Annotated in this window: 16 protein-coding genes; 8 read left to right on the forward strand and 8 right to left on the reverse strand. The window is 67.8% G+C overall.

Annotation, left to right across the window (positions count from 1 at the left end; all coding sequences use genetic code 11):
• Positions 1-29: 29 nt before the first annotated feature.
• Positions 30-986: an electron transfer flavoprotein subunit alpha/FixB family protein gene (locus G6N09_RS02220; RefSeq protein ID WP_083024358.1), complete on the reverse strand. Its 957-nt coding sequence runs from the start codon at positions 984-986 to the stop codon at positions 30-32.
• Positions 987-1,021: 35 nt separating this feature from the next.
• Entirely contained in the window at positions 1,022-1,813 is a 792-nt protein-coding gene (locus G6N09_RS02225; protein WP_083024361.1) for an electron transfer flavoprotein subunit beta/FixA family protein, read from the reverse strand.
• A gap of 196 nt (positions 1,814-2,009) precedes the next feature.
• Between G6N09_RS02225 and G6N09_RS02230 the strand changes: the two genes are divergently transcribed.
• The 4 genes from G6N09_RS02230 to G6N09_RS02245 are packed head-to-tail and all read left to right on the forward strand — an operon-like array spanning position 2,010 to position 6,783.
• Positions 2,010-2,807, forward strand: coding sequence for a class I SAM-dependent methyltransferase (locus G6N09_RS02230; protein WP_083024363.1), 798 nt, complete (start codon positions 2,010-2,012; stop codon positions 2,805-2,807).
• Positions 2,804-4,339, forward strand: a complete 1,536-nt coding sequence (locus G6N09_RS02235) for a 1,4-alpha-glucan branching protein domain-containing protein (protein ID WP_083024366.1) — start codon at positions 2,804-2,806, stop codon at positions 4,337-4,339. Before G6N09_RS02230 ends, G6N09_RS02235 begins: the two co-directional genes overlap by 4 nt.
• A gap of 55 nt (positions 4,340-4,394) precedes the next feature.
• Positions 4,395-5,639, forward strand: a complete 1,245-nt coding sequence (locus tag G6N09_RS02240; RefSeq protein WP_083024368.1) for a glycosyltransferase family 4 protein — start codon at positions 4,395-4,397, stop codon at positions 5,637-5,639.
• A gap of 10 nt (positions 5,640-5,649) precedes the next feature.
• The gene (locus G6N09_RS02245; protein ID WP_083024370.1) at positions 5,650-6,783 is read left to right on the forward strand and encodes a Zn-dependent alcohol dehydrogenase; all 1,134 of its coding nucleotides are present in this window, start codon (positions 5,650-5,652) and stop codon (positions 6,781-6,783) included.
• A gap of 11 nt (positions 6,784-6,794) precedes the next feature.
• Here G6N09_RS02245 and G6N09_RS02250 read toward each other — a convergent pair whose 3' ends face one another.
• Together G6N09_RS02250 and G6N09_RS02255 are read right to left on the reverse strand one after the other, a co-directional pair.
• The gene (locus tag G6N09_RS02250) at positions 6,795-8,591 is read right to left on the reverse strand and encodes a flavin-containing monooxygenase (protein WP_234806953.1); all 1,797 of its coding nucleotides are present in this window, start codon (positions 8,589-8,591) and stop codon (positions 6,795-6,797) included.
• A 74-nt stretch (positions 8,592-8,665) separates the two neighbouring features.
• A complete protein-coding gene (locus G6N09_RS02255) occupies positions 8,666-9,262 on the reverse strand; it encodes a TetR/AcrR family transcriptional regulator (protein ID WP_083024371.1) in 597 nt (198 codons plus the stop codon).
• 53 nt (positions 9,263-9,315) lie between these two features.
• Between G6N09_RS02255 and G6N09_RS02260 the strand changes: the two genes are divergently transcribed.
• On the forward strand, positions 9,316-9,888 hold the full coding sequence (locus G6N09_RS02260; RefSeq protein ID WP_083024373.1) for a TetR/AcrR family transcriptional regulator: 573 nt from the start codon (positions 9,316-9,318) through the stop codon (positions 9,886-9,888).
• Between the two features lie 22 nt (positions 9,889-9,910).
• Here the strand turns inward: G6N09_RS02260 and G6N09_RS02265 are convergent, their stop codons facing one another.
• Both G6N09_RS02265 and G6N09_RS02270 read right to left on the reverse strand, forming a co-directional pair.
• Entirely contained in the window at positions 9,911-10,234 is a 324-nt protein-coding gene (locus G6N09_RS02265; RefSeq protein ID WP_083024375.1) for a TfoX/Sxy family protein, read from the reverse strand.
• Complete coding sequence (locus G6N09_RS02270; protein ID WP_083024563.1) at positions 10,234-11,106, reverse strand: alpha/beta fold hydrolase; 873 nt, start codon at positions 11,104-11,106, stop codon at positions 10,234-10,236. The genes G6N09_RS02265 and G6N09_RS02270 overlap by 1 nt, the downstream gene beginning before the upstream one ends.
• A 60-nt stretch (positions 11,107-11,166) precedes the next feature.
• On the opposite strand from G6N09_RS02270, the gene G6N09_RS02275 reads away from it, so the two are divergent.
• Complete coding sequence (locus G6N09_RS02275; RefSeq protein WP_083024565.1) at positions 11,167-11,826, forward strand: winged helix-turn-helix transcriptional regulator; 660 nt, start codon at positions 11,167-11,169, stop codon at positions 11,824-11,826.
• On the opposite strand, the gene G6N09_RS02280 is transcribed toward G6N09_RS02275, so the two are convergent.
• Positions 11,789-12,736, reverse strand: a complete 948-nt coding sequence (locus G6N09_RS02280; protein WP_083024377.1) for an alpha/beta hydrolase — start codon at positions 12,734-12,736, stop codon at positions 11,789-11,791. The two genes, G6N09_RS02275 and G6N09_RS02280, sit on opposite strands and share 38 nt — an antisense overlap.
• Positions 12,736-14,205 carry an aldehyde dehydrogenase gene (locus tag G6N09_RS02285; protein WP_083024380.1) on the reverse strand — a complete coding sequence of 490 codons (1,470 nt, stop codon included), beginning with the start codon at positions 14,203-14,205 and terminating at the stop codon, positions 12,736-12,738. Before G6N09_RS02285 ends, G6N09_RS02280 begins: the two co-directional genes overlap by 1 nt.
• Positions 14,206-14,296: 91 nt before the next feature.
• Between G6N09_RS02285 and G6N09_RS02290 the strand changes: the two genes are divergently transcribed.
• Both G6N09_RS02290 and G6N09_RS02295 read left to right on the forward strand, forming a co-directional pair.
• The gene (locus G6N09_RS02290) at positions 14,297-15,268 is read left to right on the forward strand and encodes an LLM class flavin-dependent oxidoreductase (protein ID WP_083024567.1); all 972 of its coding nucleotides are present in this window, start codon (positions 14,297-14,299) and stop codon (positions 15,266-15,268) included.
• 40 nt (positions 15,269-15,308) lie between these two features.
• Positions 15,309-16,145, forward strand: coding sequence for a class I SAM-dependent methyltransferase (locus tag G6N09_RS02295; protein ID WP_083024569.1), 837 nt, complete (start codon positions 15,309-15,311; stop codon positions 16,143-16,145).

Here is a 16,145-nt window from a genome sequence, read left to right on the forward strand (position 1 = left end):
GGTTCTGACGTCTGCTCACACGGACGAAATTAGCCCTTGCGAGCCTTGACCGCCTCGGTCAGCTGCGGGGCGACCTTGAACAGGTCCCCGACGATGCCGTAGTCGGCGATCTCGAAGATCGGCGCTTCCTCGTCCTTGTTGACCACCACGATGGTCTTGGACGTCTGCATGCCGGCCCGGTGCTGGATCGCGCCGGAGATGCCCAGCGCGATGTACAGCTGCGGCGACACCGTCTTGCCGGTCTGGCCGATCTGGAACTGACCCGGGTAGTAGCCCGAGTCCACCGCGGCACGCGAAGCGCCAACAGCGGCGCCGAGCGAGTCGGCCAGCTCCTCGACCACCGAGAAGCTCTCCGCACTGCCGACGCCACGACCGCCGGCCACCACGATGGGGGCCTCGGTGAGCTCCGGGCGGTCACCGGCCACGGCCGGCTGACGCGAGGTGATCTTGGTGGCGTTCTCGGCGGCGGCGGGCACCTCGACGGTGACCTGCTCACCAGCACCCGCGGCCGGAGCGGGCTCAACTGCGCCCGCCCGCACGGTGATGATCGGAGTGTCGCCGGTGGGCTCGGCCTCGACGGTGTAGGCACCACCGAAGATCGAGTGGAGCACCTTCGCGCCGGCCTTGACCTCGACCACGTCGACCAGCAGCGCCGAACCGATCCGGGCCGCCAGCCGTCCGGCGACCTCTTTGCCGTCGGCGTTCGCCGCGATCAGCACAGCGGCCGGGGCCGCCGACTCGGCCAGCCCGGCCAGCACGTCGACGACCGGGGTCAGCAGGTAGCTGTCCGCGACGTCGGACTCCGCGACGTAAATCTTGGCGGCGCCGGCCTCTTTCAGCCCGTCCACCAGCGGAGCGGCGGTGCCGGGGGCACCGACGACGACCGCGGACGGTTCGCCGAGCTCACGCGCGGCGGTGATCAGTTCGGAGCTGACCTTCTTCAGCGCTCCATCAGCGTGCTCCACGAGCACAAGTACTTCAGCCATGTCTGTTTCTTCCGTCTTCTGGGTCCGGGGATCGCTTAGATGATTTTCTGGCCGACCAGGTACTCGGCGATCTTGGTGCCGCCGTCGCCCTCGTCGGTCACCTTCTCACCGGCGGTCTTGGGCGGCTTCGGGATCGAAGCGGTCACCTTGCAGCCGGCGTTGGCCAGACCGACCTCGTCGGCCTCGACGCCGATCTCGGCCAGGGTGAGCACGGTGACTTCCTTCTTCTTGGCGGCCATGATGCCCTTGAAGGACGGGAAGCGCGGCTCGTTGATCTTCTCGGTGACGCTGACCACGGCCGGAAGCGAGGCCTCCAGGGTGAACAGACCCTCGTCGGTCTCACGCTCGCCGGTGACCTTGCCGTCCGCGACGGTCAGCTTGCGCAGGTGGGTCAGCTGGGGCAGGCCCAGGTACTCGGCGATGATCGCCGGAACCGCGCCGCCGACACCATCGGTCGACTCGTTGCCGGCGATGACCAGCTCGGTGCCCTCAATGGCACCCAGCGCACGCGCCAGCGCCCAACCGGTCTGGACGACGTCGGAACCCTTCATGCCGTCGTCGAGGATGTGCACGGCCTTGTCAGCACCCATCGACAGCGCCTTGCGGATCGCCTCGGTGGCCCGCTCCGGGCCGGCGGTCAGCACCGTGACGGTGCCTTCGGCGCCTTCGGCCTCGCGGATCTGCAACGCCTCTTCGACGGCCCGCTCGTTGATCTCATCGAGCACGGCGTCGGCAGCCTCACGGTCCAGCGTGAAGTCGCCATCGCTGAGCTTGCGCTCCGACCAGGTGTCTGGGACCTGTTTGATCAGGACCACGATGTTCGTCATGAGTGTGGTTCGTCCTCCTCGAAGGGGTCCTGCGGCGGCGGGCCACAAGACTGGGTAGCGATTCACGCAGCCGCACAAGAATGTTACTCACCGGTAACTTAGTGCGGTTCGCGTGTACAGCGTAGCGGGTCGTGATATTGCCAGTGCGGGGTAGCCGGTTCGCGGACCGCGCCCTTCGCGTTAGCCTGCCTGTGCGATGAAATCTACGAATCCCGCCGGAGACCCCACCGGCACGCCGCCCGGCGACGCCGCGCTGCCCCTGACCGGCGAGCGCACCATCCCCGGACTCGACATCGAGAACTACTGGTTCCGGCGTCACGAGGTGGTCTATCAGCACCTGGCGCCGCGCTGCCGCGGCCGTGACGTCCTGGAAGCCGGATTCGGCGAGGGTTATGGAGCCGACCTGATCGCGGGAGTGGCCCGGCGGGTGATCGGCGTCGACTACGACGACTCGGCAGTGGCCCACGTACGGGCCCGCTACCCGCGCGTCGAGGCCGTCCAGGGCAACCTCGCCGAGTTGCCCCTGCCCGACGCCGCCGTGGATGTCGTGGTCAATTTCCAGGTCATCGAGCACCTCTGGGATCAGGCACAATTCATCGCCGAATGCGCCCGCGTGCTACGGCCCGGTGGCCTGCTGATGGTCTCCACACCCAACCGGATCACCTTCTCCCCCGGCCGCGACACGCCGATCAACCCGTTCCACACCCGCGAGCTCAACGCCGCTGAGCTGACCGAACTGCTGCTCGAGGGAGGCTTCGTCATGGACGGCATGTACGGGGTCTTTCACGGACCGGCGCTGGCCGCGATGGACGCCCGCCACGGCGGCTCGATCATCGACGCTCAGATCGCGCGGGCCGTCGCCGACGCGCCCTGGCCGCCTGAGCTGCTGGCCGACGTCGCCGGTGTCACCAGCGACGATTTCGACATCCTGAACGCTGCGGACCGCGACATCGACGAAAGCCTGGACCTGGTGGCAATCGCGGTGCGACCGTGAAAGAACAATCCAGCGGCTCAGTGCCGGGCCTGTTCACCCTGGTACTGCACACCCACCTGCCCTGGCTGGCGCACCACGGCCGCTGGCCCGTCGGCGAGGAGTGGCTCTACCAATCCTGGTCGGCGGCATACCTGCCACTGGTACGCGTGCTGCGGACGCTGGCATCCGAAGGCCGGCGGAACTTGCTGACCCTGGGCGTCACGCCGGTGGTCGCAGCCCAGCTCGACGATCCCTACTGCCTGGACGGGATGCAGCACTGGCTGGCGAACTGGCAATTGCGCGCCGCCCAGGCCACCACCTTGTCCGACATCCGTCCCTTCGGGCTACATGAATGCGCCGCCGCCGAACAGGCCCTTGAGGAATTCGCACTGCTGTGGCGCCACGGTGCCAGCCCCCTGCTGCGAGAGCTGGTGGCGGCCGAGACGGTGGAGTTGCTCGGCGGTCCACTGGCTCATCCCTTCCAGCCCCTGCTGGCGCCACGTCTGCGCCAGTTCGCACTGCACGAGGGACTGGCCGACGCACGGGCACGCTTAGCGCACACCCCCACCGGGATCTGGGCGCCCGAATGCGCCTACACACCTGGCCTGGAAGCCGAGTACGCGGCTGCCGGGATCTCGCACTTCATGGTCGATGGCCCGTCGCTGCACGGCGACACGACGCTGGGCCGGCCCGTCGGCGACTCCGACGTGATCGCCTTCGGCCGTGACCTCGCAGTCAGCTACCGGGTGTGGTCACCGAAGTCGGGGTATCCGGGCCATGACGCCTACCGGGATTTCCACACCTACGACCATCGCACCGGGTTAAAGCCGTCCCGGGTCACCGGCCGCAATGTCTCCCCCGAGCAGAAGGCTCCGTATGACCCGCAGCGCGCCGATGCCGCCATCGACGCTCACGTGGCCGACTTCGTCGCGGTGGTGCGCAAGCGGCTCCAGGCGGAATCGGAGCGGATCGGCCGACCGGCCCACGTGGTCGCCGCATTCGACACCGAGCTGTTCGGCCATTGGTGGTACGAGGGCCCGACCTGGCTGGCCCGGGTCTTGCGGGCGCTGCCAGCTGCCGGAGTTCGCGTCGGCACCCTCTCGGATGCCATCCATGCCGGTTACGTCGGCGCGCCGGTCGAGCTGCCACCCAGCTCCTGGGGCTCGGGTAAGGACTGGCGGGTGTGGTCCGGCGAGCAGGTCGCCGACCTCGTTCAGCTCAATTCCGAGGTAGTCGAGACCGCGCTGGGCGCCGTGGACAAAGCGCTGACGCAGACGGCGACGCCGTCCGGCCCCACCCCACGCGACCGGGTCGCCGACCAGATCCTGCGCGAGGCGCTGCTCACGGTATCCAGCGACTGGCCCTTCATGGTGAGCAAGGACTCCGCGGCCGACTACGCCCGCTACCGCGCGCAGTTGCACGCCCACGCCACCCGAGAGATCGCCGACGCACTGGCAAGCGGCCACCGTGACACCGCTGTGCGTCTGGCCGACGGCTGGAATAAGGCCGACGGTCTGTTCGGCGCCCTCGATGCCCGTAGGCTGCCACGGTGACCCCCCGCTTCCGGACCTCGCACCGCGACCGTGCGCGTCAGAACGGATCCGCCACGTGAAGATCCTGATGGTGTCGTGGGAGTACCCGCCCGTGGTGATCGGCGGATTGGGTCGCCATGTCCACCACCTGTCGACCGCGCTGGCCGCCGCCGGGCACGAAGTGGTCGTGTTGTGCCGACGACCCTATGGCACCGATCCCAGCACCCACCCGTCGTCGGACGAGGTCAGCGAGGGCGTCCGGGTGATCGCGGCCGCGCAGGACCCGCACGAGTTCTCCTTCGGCGACGACATGATGGCTTGGACGCTGGCGATGGGCCATTCCATGGTCCGCGCCGGCCTGTCACTGAAAATGGATGGCGGCCAGAGCGTGTGGCGGCCCGATCTGGTGCACGCCCACGACTGGCTGGTGGCACACCCGGCGATCGCATTGGCCGAGTTCTACGACGTGCCTTTGGTCTCCACGATTCACGCCACCGAGGCAGGTCGTCACTCCGGCTGGGTGTCGGGGACGTTGAGTCGTCAGGTGCATGCGGTGGAGTCGTGGCTGGTACTCGAATCGGACTCGCTCATCACCTGCTCGGCCTCCATGCGCGACGAGATCACCGATCTGTTCGGCCCTGGGCTGGCCGAGACCACTGTGATCCGCAACGGAATCGACGCCGCCCGCTGGCCGTTCGCCCTCCGGCAGCCTCGCAGCGGACCGCCGGAGATCCTGTTCGTCGGGCGACTGGAATACGAGAAGGGCGTCCACGACATCATCGCCGCCCTGCCGCGAATCCGGCGGGCGCACCCGGGCACCACGCTGACCATCGCCGGCGACGGCACCCAGCAGGACTGGCTGATCGAGTGTGCCCGAAAGAACCGGGTGCTCAAGGCAACCCGGTTCGTCGGGCGGCTCGACCACGAGGAACTGCTGGCACGACTTCATTCCGCCGATGCCGCGGCGCTGCCCAGTCACTACGAGCCGTTCGGCCTGGCGGCACTGGAAGCCGCCGCGGCCGGAACACCGCTGGTGGTGGCCAATGTCGGTGGCCTGGGCGAAGCGGTCATCGACGGCGAAACCGGGATGTCGTGCCCACCGCGCGATGTGCCGGCCCTGGCCGCCGCGGTCTGCCATGTTCTCGATGACCCGGCCGCGGCCCAGCGCCGCGCCGTGGCCGCCCGGGAGCGACTCAGCTCCGACTTCGACTGGCACACCGTCGCCGACGAGACCGCCCAGGTCTACCTGGCGGCCAAACGCCGCGAGCGAGAGCCGCAGCCGCGCCGGCCGATCATCGAGCACGCACTGCCGGACCGGTAGACCCGGCGACATGCGAAGTCGCGCCGCGATCCTGCGAACCTACGGCGCCCCCTGGTCGGTCGAGGAATTCGAGCTCGATGCGCCGCGTGCCGGTGAAGTCTTGATCCGCATGGCCGCGGCGGGTCTGTGCCATTCCGACGAACACATCCGTCAGGGCCATCTGGCCCCACCGGATCAGGTCGCTCCCAGCACGCCGACGATCGGCGGCCACGAGGGCTCCGCCGTGGTAGTCGAGGTGGGCGAGGGCGTGACCGGGCTGTCCCCCGGCGATCATGTGGTGACGTCATTCGTCGCCGTGTGCGGTCAATGTCGTTGGTGTTCTTCGGGTATGGAGTACATCTGCGATGCCGGTGCGGCAACGATGCTGCCCGGAATGCCCACCGACGGCACCTTCCGCCACCACGGCCGCGACGGCCGGGATCTGGCGCATGTCTCCAAGATCGGTGCGTTCGCCGAACACACCGTGGTGTCGGCCGCCTCGCTGGTCAAGATCGACCCGCAGCTGCCCCTGCTTCCGGCAGCCCTGTTGGCGTGCGCGGTGCCGACCGGGTACGGCTCGGCGGCGTATCGCGCCGGTGTGCGCGGCGGCGACACCGTCGTCGTCATCGGGACGGGCGGCATCGGCACGGCCGCCGTCCAAGGCGCCCGCATCAACGGCGCCGTCCGGATCGTCGCGGTGGATCCCGTTGCCTTCAAGAGAGATTCGGCCCGCACCTTCGGTGCCACGCACACCGCGTCCAGCGCGGCCGAGGCCTTCGAGATGGTGCGCGACCTGACCCGCGGGGTGATGGCCGACGCCGTGGTGCTGTCGCCCGCCGTCGTCACCGACTCCGACGTCGAGGACGCCCTGCGACTGACCCGCAAGGCCGGGACCTGCGTGCTGACGGGAATGGCGGAGCAGGGCACGCGGACCGGCATCGATCCCCAGGACATGATGCTGATGAACAAGACGCTGTGCGGCACCGTCTTCGGGTCCTGCAACCCGCGGACGGACATCCCGCTGTTGGCCACCCTCTACGAGGCCGGTCACCTGCAACTCGACGAGATGGTCACCAAGCGTTACCGGCTCGATGAGGTGAACCAGGCCTATCAGGACTTGGCTGCCGGCGAATTGATCCGGGGCGTCATCGACTTCAACCTGTAGCTGCCCTTTCGCTACCGGGTGAGGGTGAATCCTTCGAGCGTTCCGGATTCTCGCCATGCCGCAAGGATGTCGGAGTATTCGGTGGGGCTGCCGAAGAAGAAACTGTCCTGCCGCAGGCGTGCGCTCGCGTGGCCCTCACGGTTGTAATAGCCGGGTGTGCACGTCTCGCGCCGGCCGGCAATGACGTCAGAACGCGCCACCACGGCATCGACCCAGCCCTGTTCGGCCTCCGCGGTGACCTCCAACGCGGCCACCTCCCGCCGCAACGCCTCGGCGATCACCCACGCCACGTGCCGGGCTTGGGTGTCGATCAGGTAGGGGAAGTTCACCGTGAAGCCGGATTGGGCGATGCTCTCGATGAAGCAGTTCGGGAAGCCGCTGACATGCAGGCCGTGGAAGGTGCGAACACCATCGGCCCACTTCTCGGTCAGGGATACGCCGTCACGCCCGATGACCTCGAACCCGGTGCGCCGGCAATAGTCGGTGCCCACCTCGAAGCCGGTCGCGAAAATCAGGGCTTCCAGCGCGTATTCGACGCCGTTGACCACCGCGCCAGACGAGGTGACCTGCTCGACACCGCGCCCCCGGGTGTCGACGAGGGTGACGTTGTCGCGATTGAAGGCCTGCAAGTACTCGTCATGGAAGCAGGGCCGTTTGCAGAAGTAGCCGTACCACGGCTTGAGCGCCTCCGCGGTGCCCGGATCGGTCACCAGAGCGTCGATGCGGCCGCGGATCTGCTCCATCTTGGCGAAGTCGGCGAGTTCAGCCCGCGCCGACTGGTCGACCGGACCGTCACCGCTGACGATCGGCAGCGTTTTGGTCAGGCTGGTCCACGCGTCGTCGACGAGGTCCTCGTCGGAATGGCCGCCCGCGGTGAGGATCTGAAAGTTCTCCATGCGGCGTTGTTGCCAGCCCGGCTCCAACTCGGCCGCCCACCGCGGGTCGGTCGGCTGGTTGCCACGCACATCGACCGTCGACGGTGTGCGCTGGAAGACGTAGAGGTGGCCCGCCGCTTCGGCCAGTCGAGGAACACATTGGATCGCGGTGGCCCCGGTGCCGATGATCCCGACTCGTTGATCGGCCAGCCGCGTCAGGTCTGCCCCGGTGTAGTCGTAGTCCCAGCGACTGGTGTGGAACGTGCGGCCGCTGAACTGGTCGATGCCGGCGATACCCGGCAGCTTCGGCTTCTGCAGGTAGCCGTTGGCCAGGGACACGAATCGGGCCCGGATTGCGTCGCCGCGATGGGTCGTGATTACCCAGCGTGACACCGACGGGTCCCACCGTATTTCGGTCACCTCGGTTTGCAGGCAGGCGTCGGAGTACAAGTCGTAGTGGCGGGCAATGTGCTGGCAGTGCGCGAAGATCTCGGGGCCCTTGGCATATTTCTCGGGAGGCACATAGTCGAGTTCCTCCAGCAGCGGCATGTAGACGTAGGACTCCACGTCACATGCGATGCCCGGATACCGGTTCCAGTACCAGGTGCCGCCGACGTCGGCGGCCTTGTCGATCAGCCGGATGCTTGCCACCCCGAGCTCGCGCAGCCGGGCGCCGGTCAACAGTCCCCCGAATCCGGCTCCCACGATCGCTACGTCGACCTCATCGAACAGCGGTTTCCGGGTGAATCCCGGGTTCGCCCAAGGGTCGTGCGCGAATCGGGCGAAGCGGCCTGCCACCTCGACGTACTGGTCGATCCCGTCGTCGCGCAGGCGCCGTTGGCGTTCCCGGCTGTACTTGTCGCGCAGGGCGTTCGGATCGAAGCCCTGGCTCACGGCCGCACCGTCCTCATCCCGATCCCGGACGTCGGTCACGATCAGGCACCTCCGGAACGCCACACTGCCGGTTCAGGGACGCCGATCAGCATAGAATCAATCAGTTGATCATATCAATGGTCGGCGAACAGAGTGCCTCTGATCAGGCGCTTCGCGGCGGCCAACGCGGCCTGATAGGCCTCCGGAGACCCGGTCGCCGCCAACTCGGTCAGGCCGTAGACCAGGGCATAGATCACCTCGACTGCCGCCCGGTCGCGGCCGACTTCCGCATCGACGATCCCGGTGATGATGTCGCGCAGGGCCTTGAGTCCCTCGCCGTCGGCCTCCCCGGGATAGACGGTGACGGCGTTCTGAGCGCGTATCGCCCACTCGAACGTCGCGAGATCGGGATGCTCACGCATGAGGTTGCCGGACTCGTCCAGCACGGCCTCGATGCGGTCGACCATGCTGCCGGGGCGCTCGGCGGCGCGGCGCAGCCGGGGCAACGCGATGTCGGCGCGAGCGGAGATCGCGGCGGCCACCAGCTCGGCCTTGGCCGGAAAGTAGTTGTAGAGGTTGGCGCTGGTGACGCCTGCGGTGCGCGCGATCTGACGGATCGTGGTCCGCGCGTAGCCCAATTCAGCCACACACGCGATGGTGGCGGAGATGATCCGCTGGCGGGTCTGCCCCCCGTCGGCGCCGACCGGGCGGCCCAGCTGCGGTGTCGACATGGAGACATCCTCGCAGCCTGCGACAGCGGAGTGCGGACTAATCTGAGGCGATCATGCCCCTGACGTCCTCGCCGCGGGGTCGACCGGCTGGAACCAGCAGCGCACAGACCCGCCAGCGGATCATCACCGCAGCGATCCGGCGCGTCGCCGAATGCGGCCGTTCGGGCGCCACGATCCGGGAGATCGCCTCTGCCGCCGAGATGACCAGTGCCAGTCTGTACCACTACTTTCCGACCAAGGACAAGCTGATGGCGGCGGCCGTGGCCGCTGCGCGGGAGATCGCGCTGCCCCGTTTGCATGACGCGGCACAGCGCGGCGCCACCGTGGCAGATCGGCTGGCCGCGGTCGTTGCCGAAGCCGACCGGGTGAGCCGCGACCACCCCTACCTGGCCGCTTTCGAACGCGCGACCGGCGCGGCCTCGCCGTTACACCTTGTCCTCGGCGAGATCGTCGATGAGGCCCGGCGCAGCGGATCGTTGGCCGCCGATGTCGACCCCCGGGGCGCCGCGAATGCCGTGTACGCGTTGACGCGGGGGCTGACCGAGCAGGCCGCTCGGCTGTCGCCGGAGGCCTACCGTGCCACGCTGCGCTGCGCAGAGGATCTCCTGCGCGGCAGGCTGTTCTAGGCGCCCTACGGGCAACGGCGTGCTAGGCGCTTGCCGCGGCGGCGATTCCGATGTCCAGCCATTCGGCGAGCTGGTGACGCGAACCGACATGCTCGCCATCGATATGGACCCAGCCACGCATGGTCCGCCCGCCCATCTCCATGGGTTGGGCCGCGGTGGTGCGCATCAGCTCGTCGGCGCGGGCGACGCCGGCGCGCACCAGCAATCCGCCGGCCATCGCGGCGACCGCGATCTTGCCGGCGACCATAAAGGCCAGTCCGCCAAACATCGCCTTCTCGAGCACCGGCGGACCATCGGAGGCGAATATTGCCCGCACACGCTGCGCCAACTGCGCGTCGTAGGCCACTACGCCCCCGGGTGCCAGTCGCGGATCGCCGCCGCGAACCGCTCGGGCGCATCCGAGGGAACGAAATGACCGGCACCGCTGATGATGACGGTCTGCCGGTTGGTCAACGTCGCTTCCCACTGCCGCAACTCATCGTCCCCGAAGGCGAAGTCGGCATCGCCCCAGACGATCAAGGCCGGACGTTCGGCGATCGCCGGCAACCCGGCCGCGACGTCGGCGAGAAAGGCCCGGCTCGCGGTGATCTCGCGCGGAAAGACCGCTGCCGCCTCACGCCGCGACGGGCTGTCCAGGGCCTTTTCGTAGTGGGCCATCTCCGCGCCAGTCGGCTTCGACAGCCGGTGGCCGACGGGAATCATCACCTTGACGAAGAGATTGAACTGCCGGATCAACAGGCGCCCGACAGGTCCGCCGAAAACGTGGGACATGATCTGCACCAACGGTGCATCGACCGGCCACGCCCACGTGTTGGACAGCACCAGCCGATCAAAGAACTCCGGGCGCTGTTGCAGCACGGCCAGTCCGATGGGGCCGCCCCAGTCGTGCATCACCAGCGTGGCCCCGCTCAGCGCAAGGGCGTCGACGAAGGCCCCGATCACCGCCACGTGTTCGGTGGGCAGGTACCGGTAGCCCGATGCTGCCGTCGACAGTCCGAATCCGGGGTAATCCACTGCGATACAACGAAACTCTGATCGCAGCTCCTCGATGATCTGGCGGTAGTCGAATGACCAGGTCGGGTTTCCGTGCAGGAAGAGCAGCACCGGACCTGATCCCTCATCGACGTAGTGCACCCGGTTGCCGCCGAGGTCGAGGAACCGACTCTCGAACGGGAACAAGGCGTCATCGACCCATGCTGGCCTTTCCGTGACCGTCATACCCATCTCCCTCATCGCTTGATATAGTCAAGTTGACTTTAAATTAGCAAGTAGATGGTGATGAGTCGAGACTACGGTCAGTACTGCGGACTTGCCCGGGCCCTGGATGTGGTGGGTGACCGGTGGAATCTGTTGATCGTGCGCCAGCTCCTGATGGGCCCCGCGCGCTACCGAGAGCTGCACGACGGGCTGTCCGGAATCGCGACCAACCTACTGACCGACCGGCTCCGAGATCTCCAATCCGCCGGTGTGGTGCAGCGGCGGCTGTCCGAGGACGGCAAGGCGTCCACCTACGCCCTCACCGACTGGGGTGAGCAACTGCGCGAGCCCATCTACGCGCTGGTCCGCTGGTCGACCCCGCTGATGATCCGGGGCCCCGGGGGCGACGAATTCCGCGGCGAATGGCTTCGGCTGGCACTGCCCGCCTTGTTCGCCGGTCGCAGCACTCTTGGCCGGTCGGTGGTGGTCGCAGTGGCGGTGGACGGCGGCACGGTTCAGCTGCAGGGCACCCCGGCCGGAATCGAGGTCGGTGCGCCGGATGGGAGCGCACTCGACGCGGTTCTCACGGCCGAGGCGCCGTTGGTCCTCGGGCTCGCGGCGGGCGCCTTGTCGCTGGGTGACGTCACGGCGCTGGTCGAGATCGACGGGGACGAATCGGCGTTGCGCGCGGTCTTCGAGGCGCCTACAGCGCTGCCAGGAATCTCGCGCGGTGCGCCATGACGTGCTGCGCTACCTCGGCATCGGGCGCCAGCAGGTCGAAGGCGTGCGGGCATCCGGGGTACACGTGCAATTCGACGGGGACGCCCGCAGCGATCAGCCGCTGCGCGAAGGCGACATCCTCCGGCGCGAAGATGTCCAGTCCGCCGACATCGAGGTACGTCGGGGGCAAACCGGCCAGGTCGTCAACTCGGGCCGGCGCGGCGTATCCGTCGGCGCGATCGTCGCCCAGCAGCGCCGACCAGCCGGTGACATTGTCGTCGTAGCTCCAGGTGAGCAGCGTGGCGCCCGCGGCGCCGGCCTCGCGGGTACGGTCGTCGAGCATCGGGTAGATCAGCAGCTGAGCTGCGATCGCCGGGCCACCCCGGTCACGGGCCAGCAGCCCCACACCTGCGGCCAGGCCTCCGCCGGCACTGTCCCCCATCACCGCCAGCCGCGACGCGTCGACGCCCAGCTCATCGGCATGGTCGCAGAGCCAGCACAGCGCCGCATAACAATCCTCCAGTGGAGTCGGATGCGGGAATTCCGGGGCGACCCGGTAATCCACCACCAGCATCGGAACCCCAGACGCCGCAACGTAACCGCGCACGGCCGCGTCGTAGAGCGAACCCAGATGTCCCCAGTCCATGATCATGCCGCCGCCGTGCAGATACAGCGCCGCGCTGCCGGGCGCTGCCGCGCCGATTCGCCGGTACCAGCGCAACCCAAGCGTGCCACCGTCGTAGTTCAGCGAAAACTCTTGTGTCGCTACGCCAGTGATCGGCGGCCACGACGCCAGCACCCGAGTGAACATCCGGGCGGCATTGCGCCGGCGGGTGGCGACGTCGCCCACCTGCGGCGCCGGTGCGGTGTCGGTAGCGTCGCGCATCGCCAGCAACGCCGCCAGCACCTGCGGATCGGGTGCCCCAGCCATCAGTGTTGCGCCCCGCGCACCGCGGTGGCCACCACCTTGGTCTCGAGATACTCCTCGAAGCCGGCCAGCCCCATCTCGCGACCTACTCCGGACTGCTTGTAGCCCCCGAACGGCACGTCGGCGCAGTACCACGTGCCGCCGTTGACGTTGACGGTGCCCACCCGCAGCCGCGAAGCCAGTCGGGCGGCACGCTCATCGGAGCCGAACACCGTGGCGGACAGCCCATAGGGTGAGTCGTTGGCGATGCGCAACGCGTCGGCGTCACCGTCATGGGCCAGCACCACCAACACCGGGCCGAAGATCTCTTCGCGGGCCACCCGCGCCTCATTGGTCAACCCGGCGATCACCGTCGGCTCGATATAGAAGCCCCGGTCCAGGCCGGCCGGTCGGCCACCGCCACAGTGAAACCTCCCGCCTTCGTCGATCGCAAGGTCCAGATAGGCCTGCACCCGGTCTCGTTGCTTCGCCGAGATCAGCGGGCCGCAGAGTGTCTTCGGATCGTTGGGGTCGCCCACGGCGATCCGCGACATGGCAGCAGACACCATGTCGAGTGCGTCGCTATAACTTTCGCGCGGCACCAGCAGCCGTGTGGTCAGCGCACAGCCCTGCCCGGCGTGCATCGCCACCGTCGACGCGGCCGCGGTGCATGCGGCGGCCAGGTCGGCGTCATCGAGGACCACGAACGCTGATTTGCCGCCGAGTTCGAGGAAGACCTTCTTGATGGTCTGGGCAGCCGCAGTCATCACGGAGCGGCCGGTGGCCGTGGAACCGGTGAAGGAGACCACGTCCACCCGGGGGTCCCGCGCGAGCTGGGCGCCGATGCGGTGATCGGATGCGGTCACGATGTTGATCACGCCCGGGGGAAAGTCGGTCTTCTCGGCGATGATCCGGCCGACTTCGGCTGCGCACCAAGGGGTATCGGGAGCCGGCTTGAGGACGACAGTGTTGCCCGCCGCCAACGCGGGTCCGATCTTGGCGAAGGTCACTTGATGGGGGAAGTTCCACGGCGTGATCGCCCCGACCACGCCATAGGGTTCACGCATCAGGGTGCGCGCCGTGCTGATACCCAGCGGCGCTGCGACACCCAGGTCGACCTGCCAGGGGTAGGTCTTCGCGGTGGACGCGGGAAAACTCAAGTCGTCCACGGGGGTTTGCAGCTGGCCGCGATAGGTCAGCGCACGCGGCGCGCCCACCTCGGCGATAGTGATCTCCCGGAGAGTCTCGATCTCGTCGTTGAGCGCCTCGCGCAATTGGTCAAGGCAATGCACCCGCAGCGCGGTATCGCGGCCCCAGTCCGAGGTGTCGAAGGCCGTTCGGGCGGCGTCCACGGCACGGTCGAGGTCTGCGCTGTCACCGTCTGCGGCCACCCCGATGGGCTCTTCGGTGGCCGGATTGATTGTGGGAAAGACTCCCCCGCCGCCGCCGACCAACGCGCCGTCAATCAGCAGTGGGGTCGGCGAGCCGGGCACAGCCCTTAGGCTAGCGGCGGCGTGCCGACGGAATCAATCGATTGATCATTTCGTGCGCTACGGTGACGCGCAGGAGGTGCAGACCGATCCCATGCCACTGTTGAGCGCCCTGCGCCTGAACATGACAGGAATCCCCGGCGCCGGCAACACCGAGCGATATCGGGCGGCGTTGGAGATGGCTTCCTACGCCGACGCCAACGGAGTCACCGCGGTGGGCTGCGAAGAACATCACCTGGCGGCCACCGGCTGGTTGCCCGCACCGCTGCTGGTGGCCGCCGCGGTAGCGGGATGCACCACCAACATCCGCATCAGCATCAACGCCTTGCTGGTTCCGCTGTATGACCCGGTGCGCCTGGCCGAAGACATCGCAGTACTCGATCACCTGTCCGCGGGGCGGGTCAGCTACGTGGCGGGCATCGGCTACCGCGAGCAGGAATACCACGCTCTCGGCAAGGACTTCCGGCGTCGTGGCCGGCTGATGGACGACTGCCTGGACGTTCTGCTCAAATCCTGGCGCGACGAACCGTTCGAGCACCACGGGCGATTGATCGACGTGACACCCAAGCCCCACACCAAACCGCATCCGATGTTGTTCATCGGGGGGATGTCCGCCGCGGCCGCCCGCCGCGCGGCCCGGTTCGGATTGCCCTTCTCGCCACCGATGCCGATGCCCGAAGTCGAAGCCGTGTACCGGGAGGAGCTGGCACGCAGCGCCAAACAGGGATTTGTGTTCAGTCCGGAGAACGGCAACACCGTGACCCACCTGACCACCGACCCAGAGGCTGCGTGGGCGCGCTGCGGTGACCATTTCCTTTACGAGGCAGCCGAATACAGTTCCTGGGCAGTGCCGCAGGTACCGCGCCCCAACGAGAGTCCGGTCGCAACGATCGATGAGCTGCGCGCGTCCGCGAAGGTCGAGGTACTCACCCCTGACGAGCTCATCGCGCAGTGCCGTTCCGGCCGCACCGGGGTGACCCTGCACCCGTTGATCGGTGGACTACCGCTGGACGAGGGCTGGGAAAGCTTGCGCCTGCTGGCCGAACAGGTGCTGCCCGCCCTGTAACTGGGGCGACTCCACGGCGTGCTCGGATAGCATGGTCGCGATGGACCGTTCCGGCCAACCCAAGATCGACGCCCGTGCGCTCAACGGAGTGTCGGAAACCGCGCTGATGACTCTCTACGGTCGGGCACACCAAGCGGCGCTCCCCGACGCCATCCTCGACGATCTGGAGGCGGTTCGACTCGTCGAGTCCATCGCGTTCGACTTCGACAAGTTCGGTCGCCGTGGCCAGGAGATGGCACTGCGGTCGCTGGCCGTCGACGACTGCGCCAAGGCCTACCTCCAGGACCACCGGAACGCGACGGTTGTCGCGCTTGCCGAGGGCTTCCAAACCAGTTTCTGGCGCCTCAACAGTGCATTGCCCGATGCGGGTTTCTCCTGGGTGTCAGTCGACTTGGAGCCGGTGATGCGGCTTCGGGAAAAGCTGCTGCCGTCTTCACCACGCATCACCAATCTCGCGCAGTCGGCGTTGGACTACAGCTGGATGGACCGGATCGACACGCGCGCCGGTGTTTTCATCACCGCCGAGGGTCTGCTGATGTACCTGCAGCCACACGAGGCCCTGGATCTCATCGCCGCGTGTGCCGAGAGATTTCCCGGCGGCCAGATGTTCTTCGATCTCCCGCCCACCCTGGTCAAGAGGCTGGCTCCGCGCGGGATGCGTTCGTCCAAGCATTATCGCGTGCCGCCGATGCCGTTCAGCCTGTCGATGCGCCAGCTTGCCCGGCTGCCGCAGACGGTGCCCGGTATCACCGCCGTGCACGACGTGCCGATGCCCAAGGGGCGTGGCCTGTTCTTCGGAACCCTGTTTCCCGCCGTCTGGCGGTGGGGTCCCACCAGGAACCTGCGGGGTGCCTACACGCTCCTGGAGTTCGGCTGA

Origin of the sequence: Mycolicibacter minnesotensis (genome assembly GCF_010731755.1) — a bacterium.
In the GTDB taxonomy this organism is placed as follows: domain Bacteria; phylum Actinomycetota; class Actinomycetes; order Mycobacteriales; family Mycobacteriaceae; genus Mycobacterium; species Mycobacterium minnesotense.

Bases quoted from the DNA above. Each gene is read 5' to 3' on its own strand.
- G6N09_RS02280 (WP_083024377.1), bottom strand. From the start codon at position 12,736: ATGGCTGGGGCACCCGATCCGCAGGTGCTGGCGGCGTTGCTGGCGATG.
- G6N09_RS02255 (WP_083024371.1), bottom strand. From the start codon at position 9,262: ATGTCGACACCGCAGCTGGGCCGCCCGGTCGGCGCCGACGGGGGGCAG.
- G6N09_RS02290 (WP_083024567.1), top strand. From the start codon at position 14,297: ATGCCACTGTTGAGCGCCCTGCGCCTGAACATGACAGGAATCCCCGGC.
- G6N09_RS02275 (WP_083024565.1), top strand. From the start codon at position 11,167: ATGAGTCGAGACTACGGTCAGTACTGCGGACTTGCCCGGGCCCTGGAT.
- G6N09_RS02245 (WP_083024370.1), top strand. From the start codon at position 5,650: ATGCGAAGTCGCGCCGCGATCCTGCGAACCTACGGCGCCCCCTGGTCG.
- G6N09_RS02270 (WP_083024563.1), bottom strand. From the start codon at position 11,106: ATGACGGTCACGGAAAGGCCAGCATGGGTCGATGACGCCTTGTTCCCG.
- G6N09_RS02220 (WP_083024358.1), bottom strand. From the start codon at position 986: ATGGCTGAAGTACTTGTGCTCGTGGAGCACGCTGATGGAGCGCTGAAG.
- G6N09_RS02225 (WP_083024361.1), bottom strand. From the start codon at position 1,813: ATGACGAACATCGTGGTCCTGATCAAACAGGTCCCAGACACCTGGTCG.
- G6N09_RS02295 (WP_083024569.1), top strand. From the start codon at position 15,309: ATGGACCGTTCCGGCCAACCCAAGATCGACGCCCGTGCGCTCAACGGA.
- G6N09_RS02230 (WP_083024363.1), top strand. From the start codon at position 2,010: ATGAAATCTACGAATCCCGCCGGAGACCCCACCGGCACGCCGCCCGGC.
- G6N09_RS02260 (WP_083024373.1), top strand. From the start codon at position 9,316: ATGCCCCTGACGTCCTCGCCGCGGGGTCGACCGGCTGGAACCAGCAGC.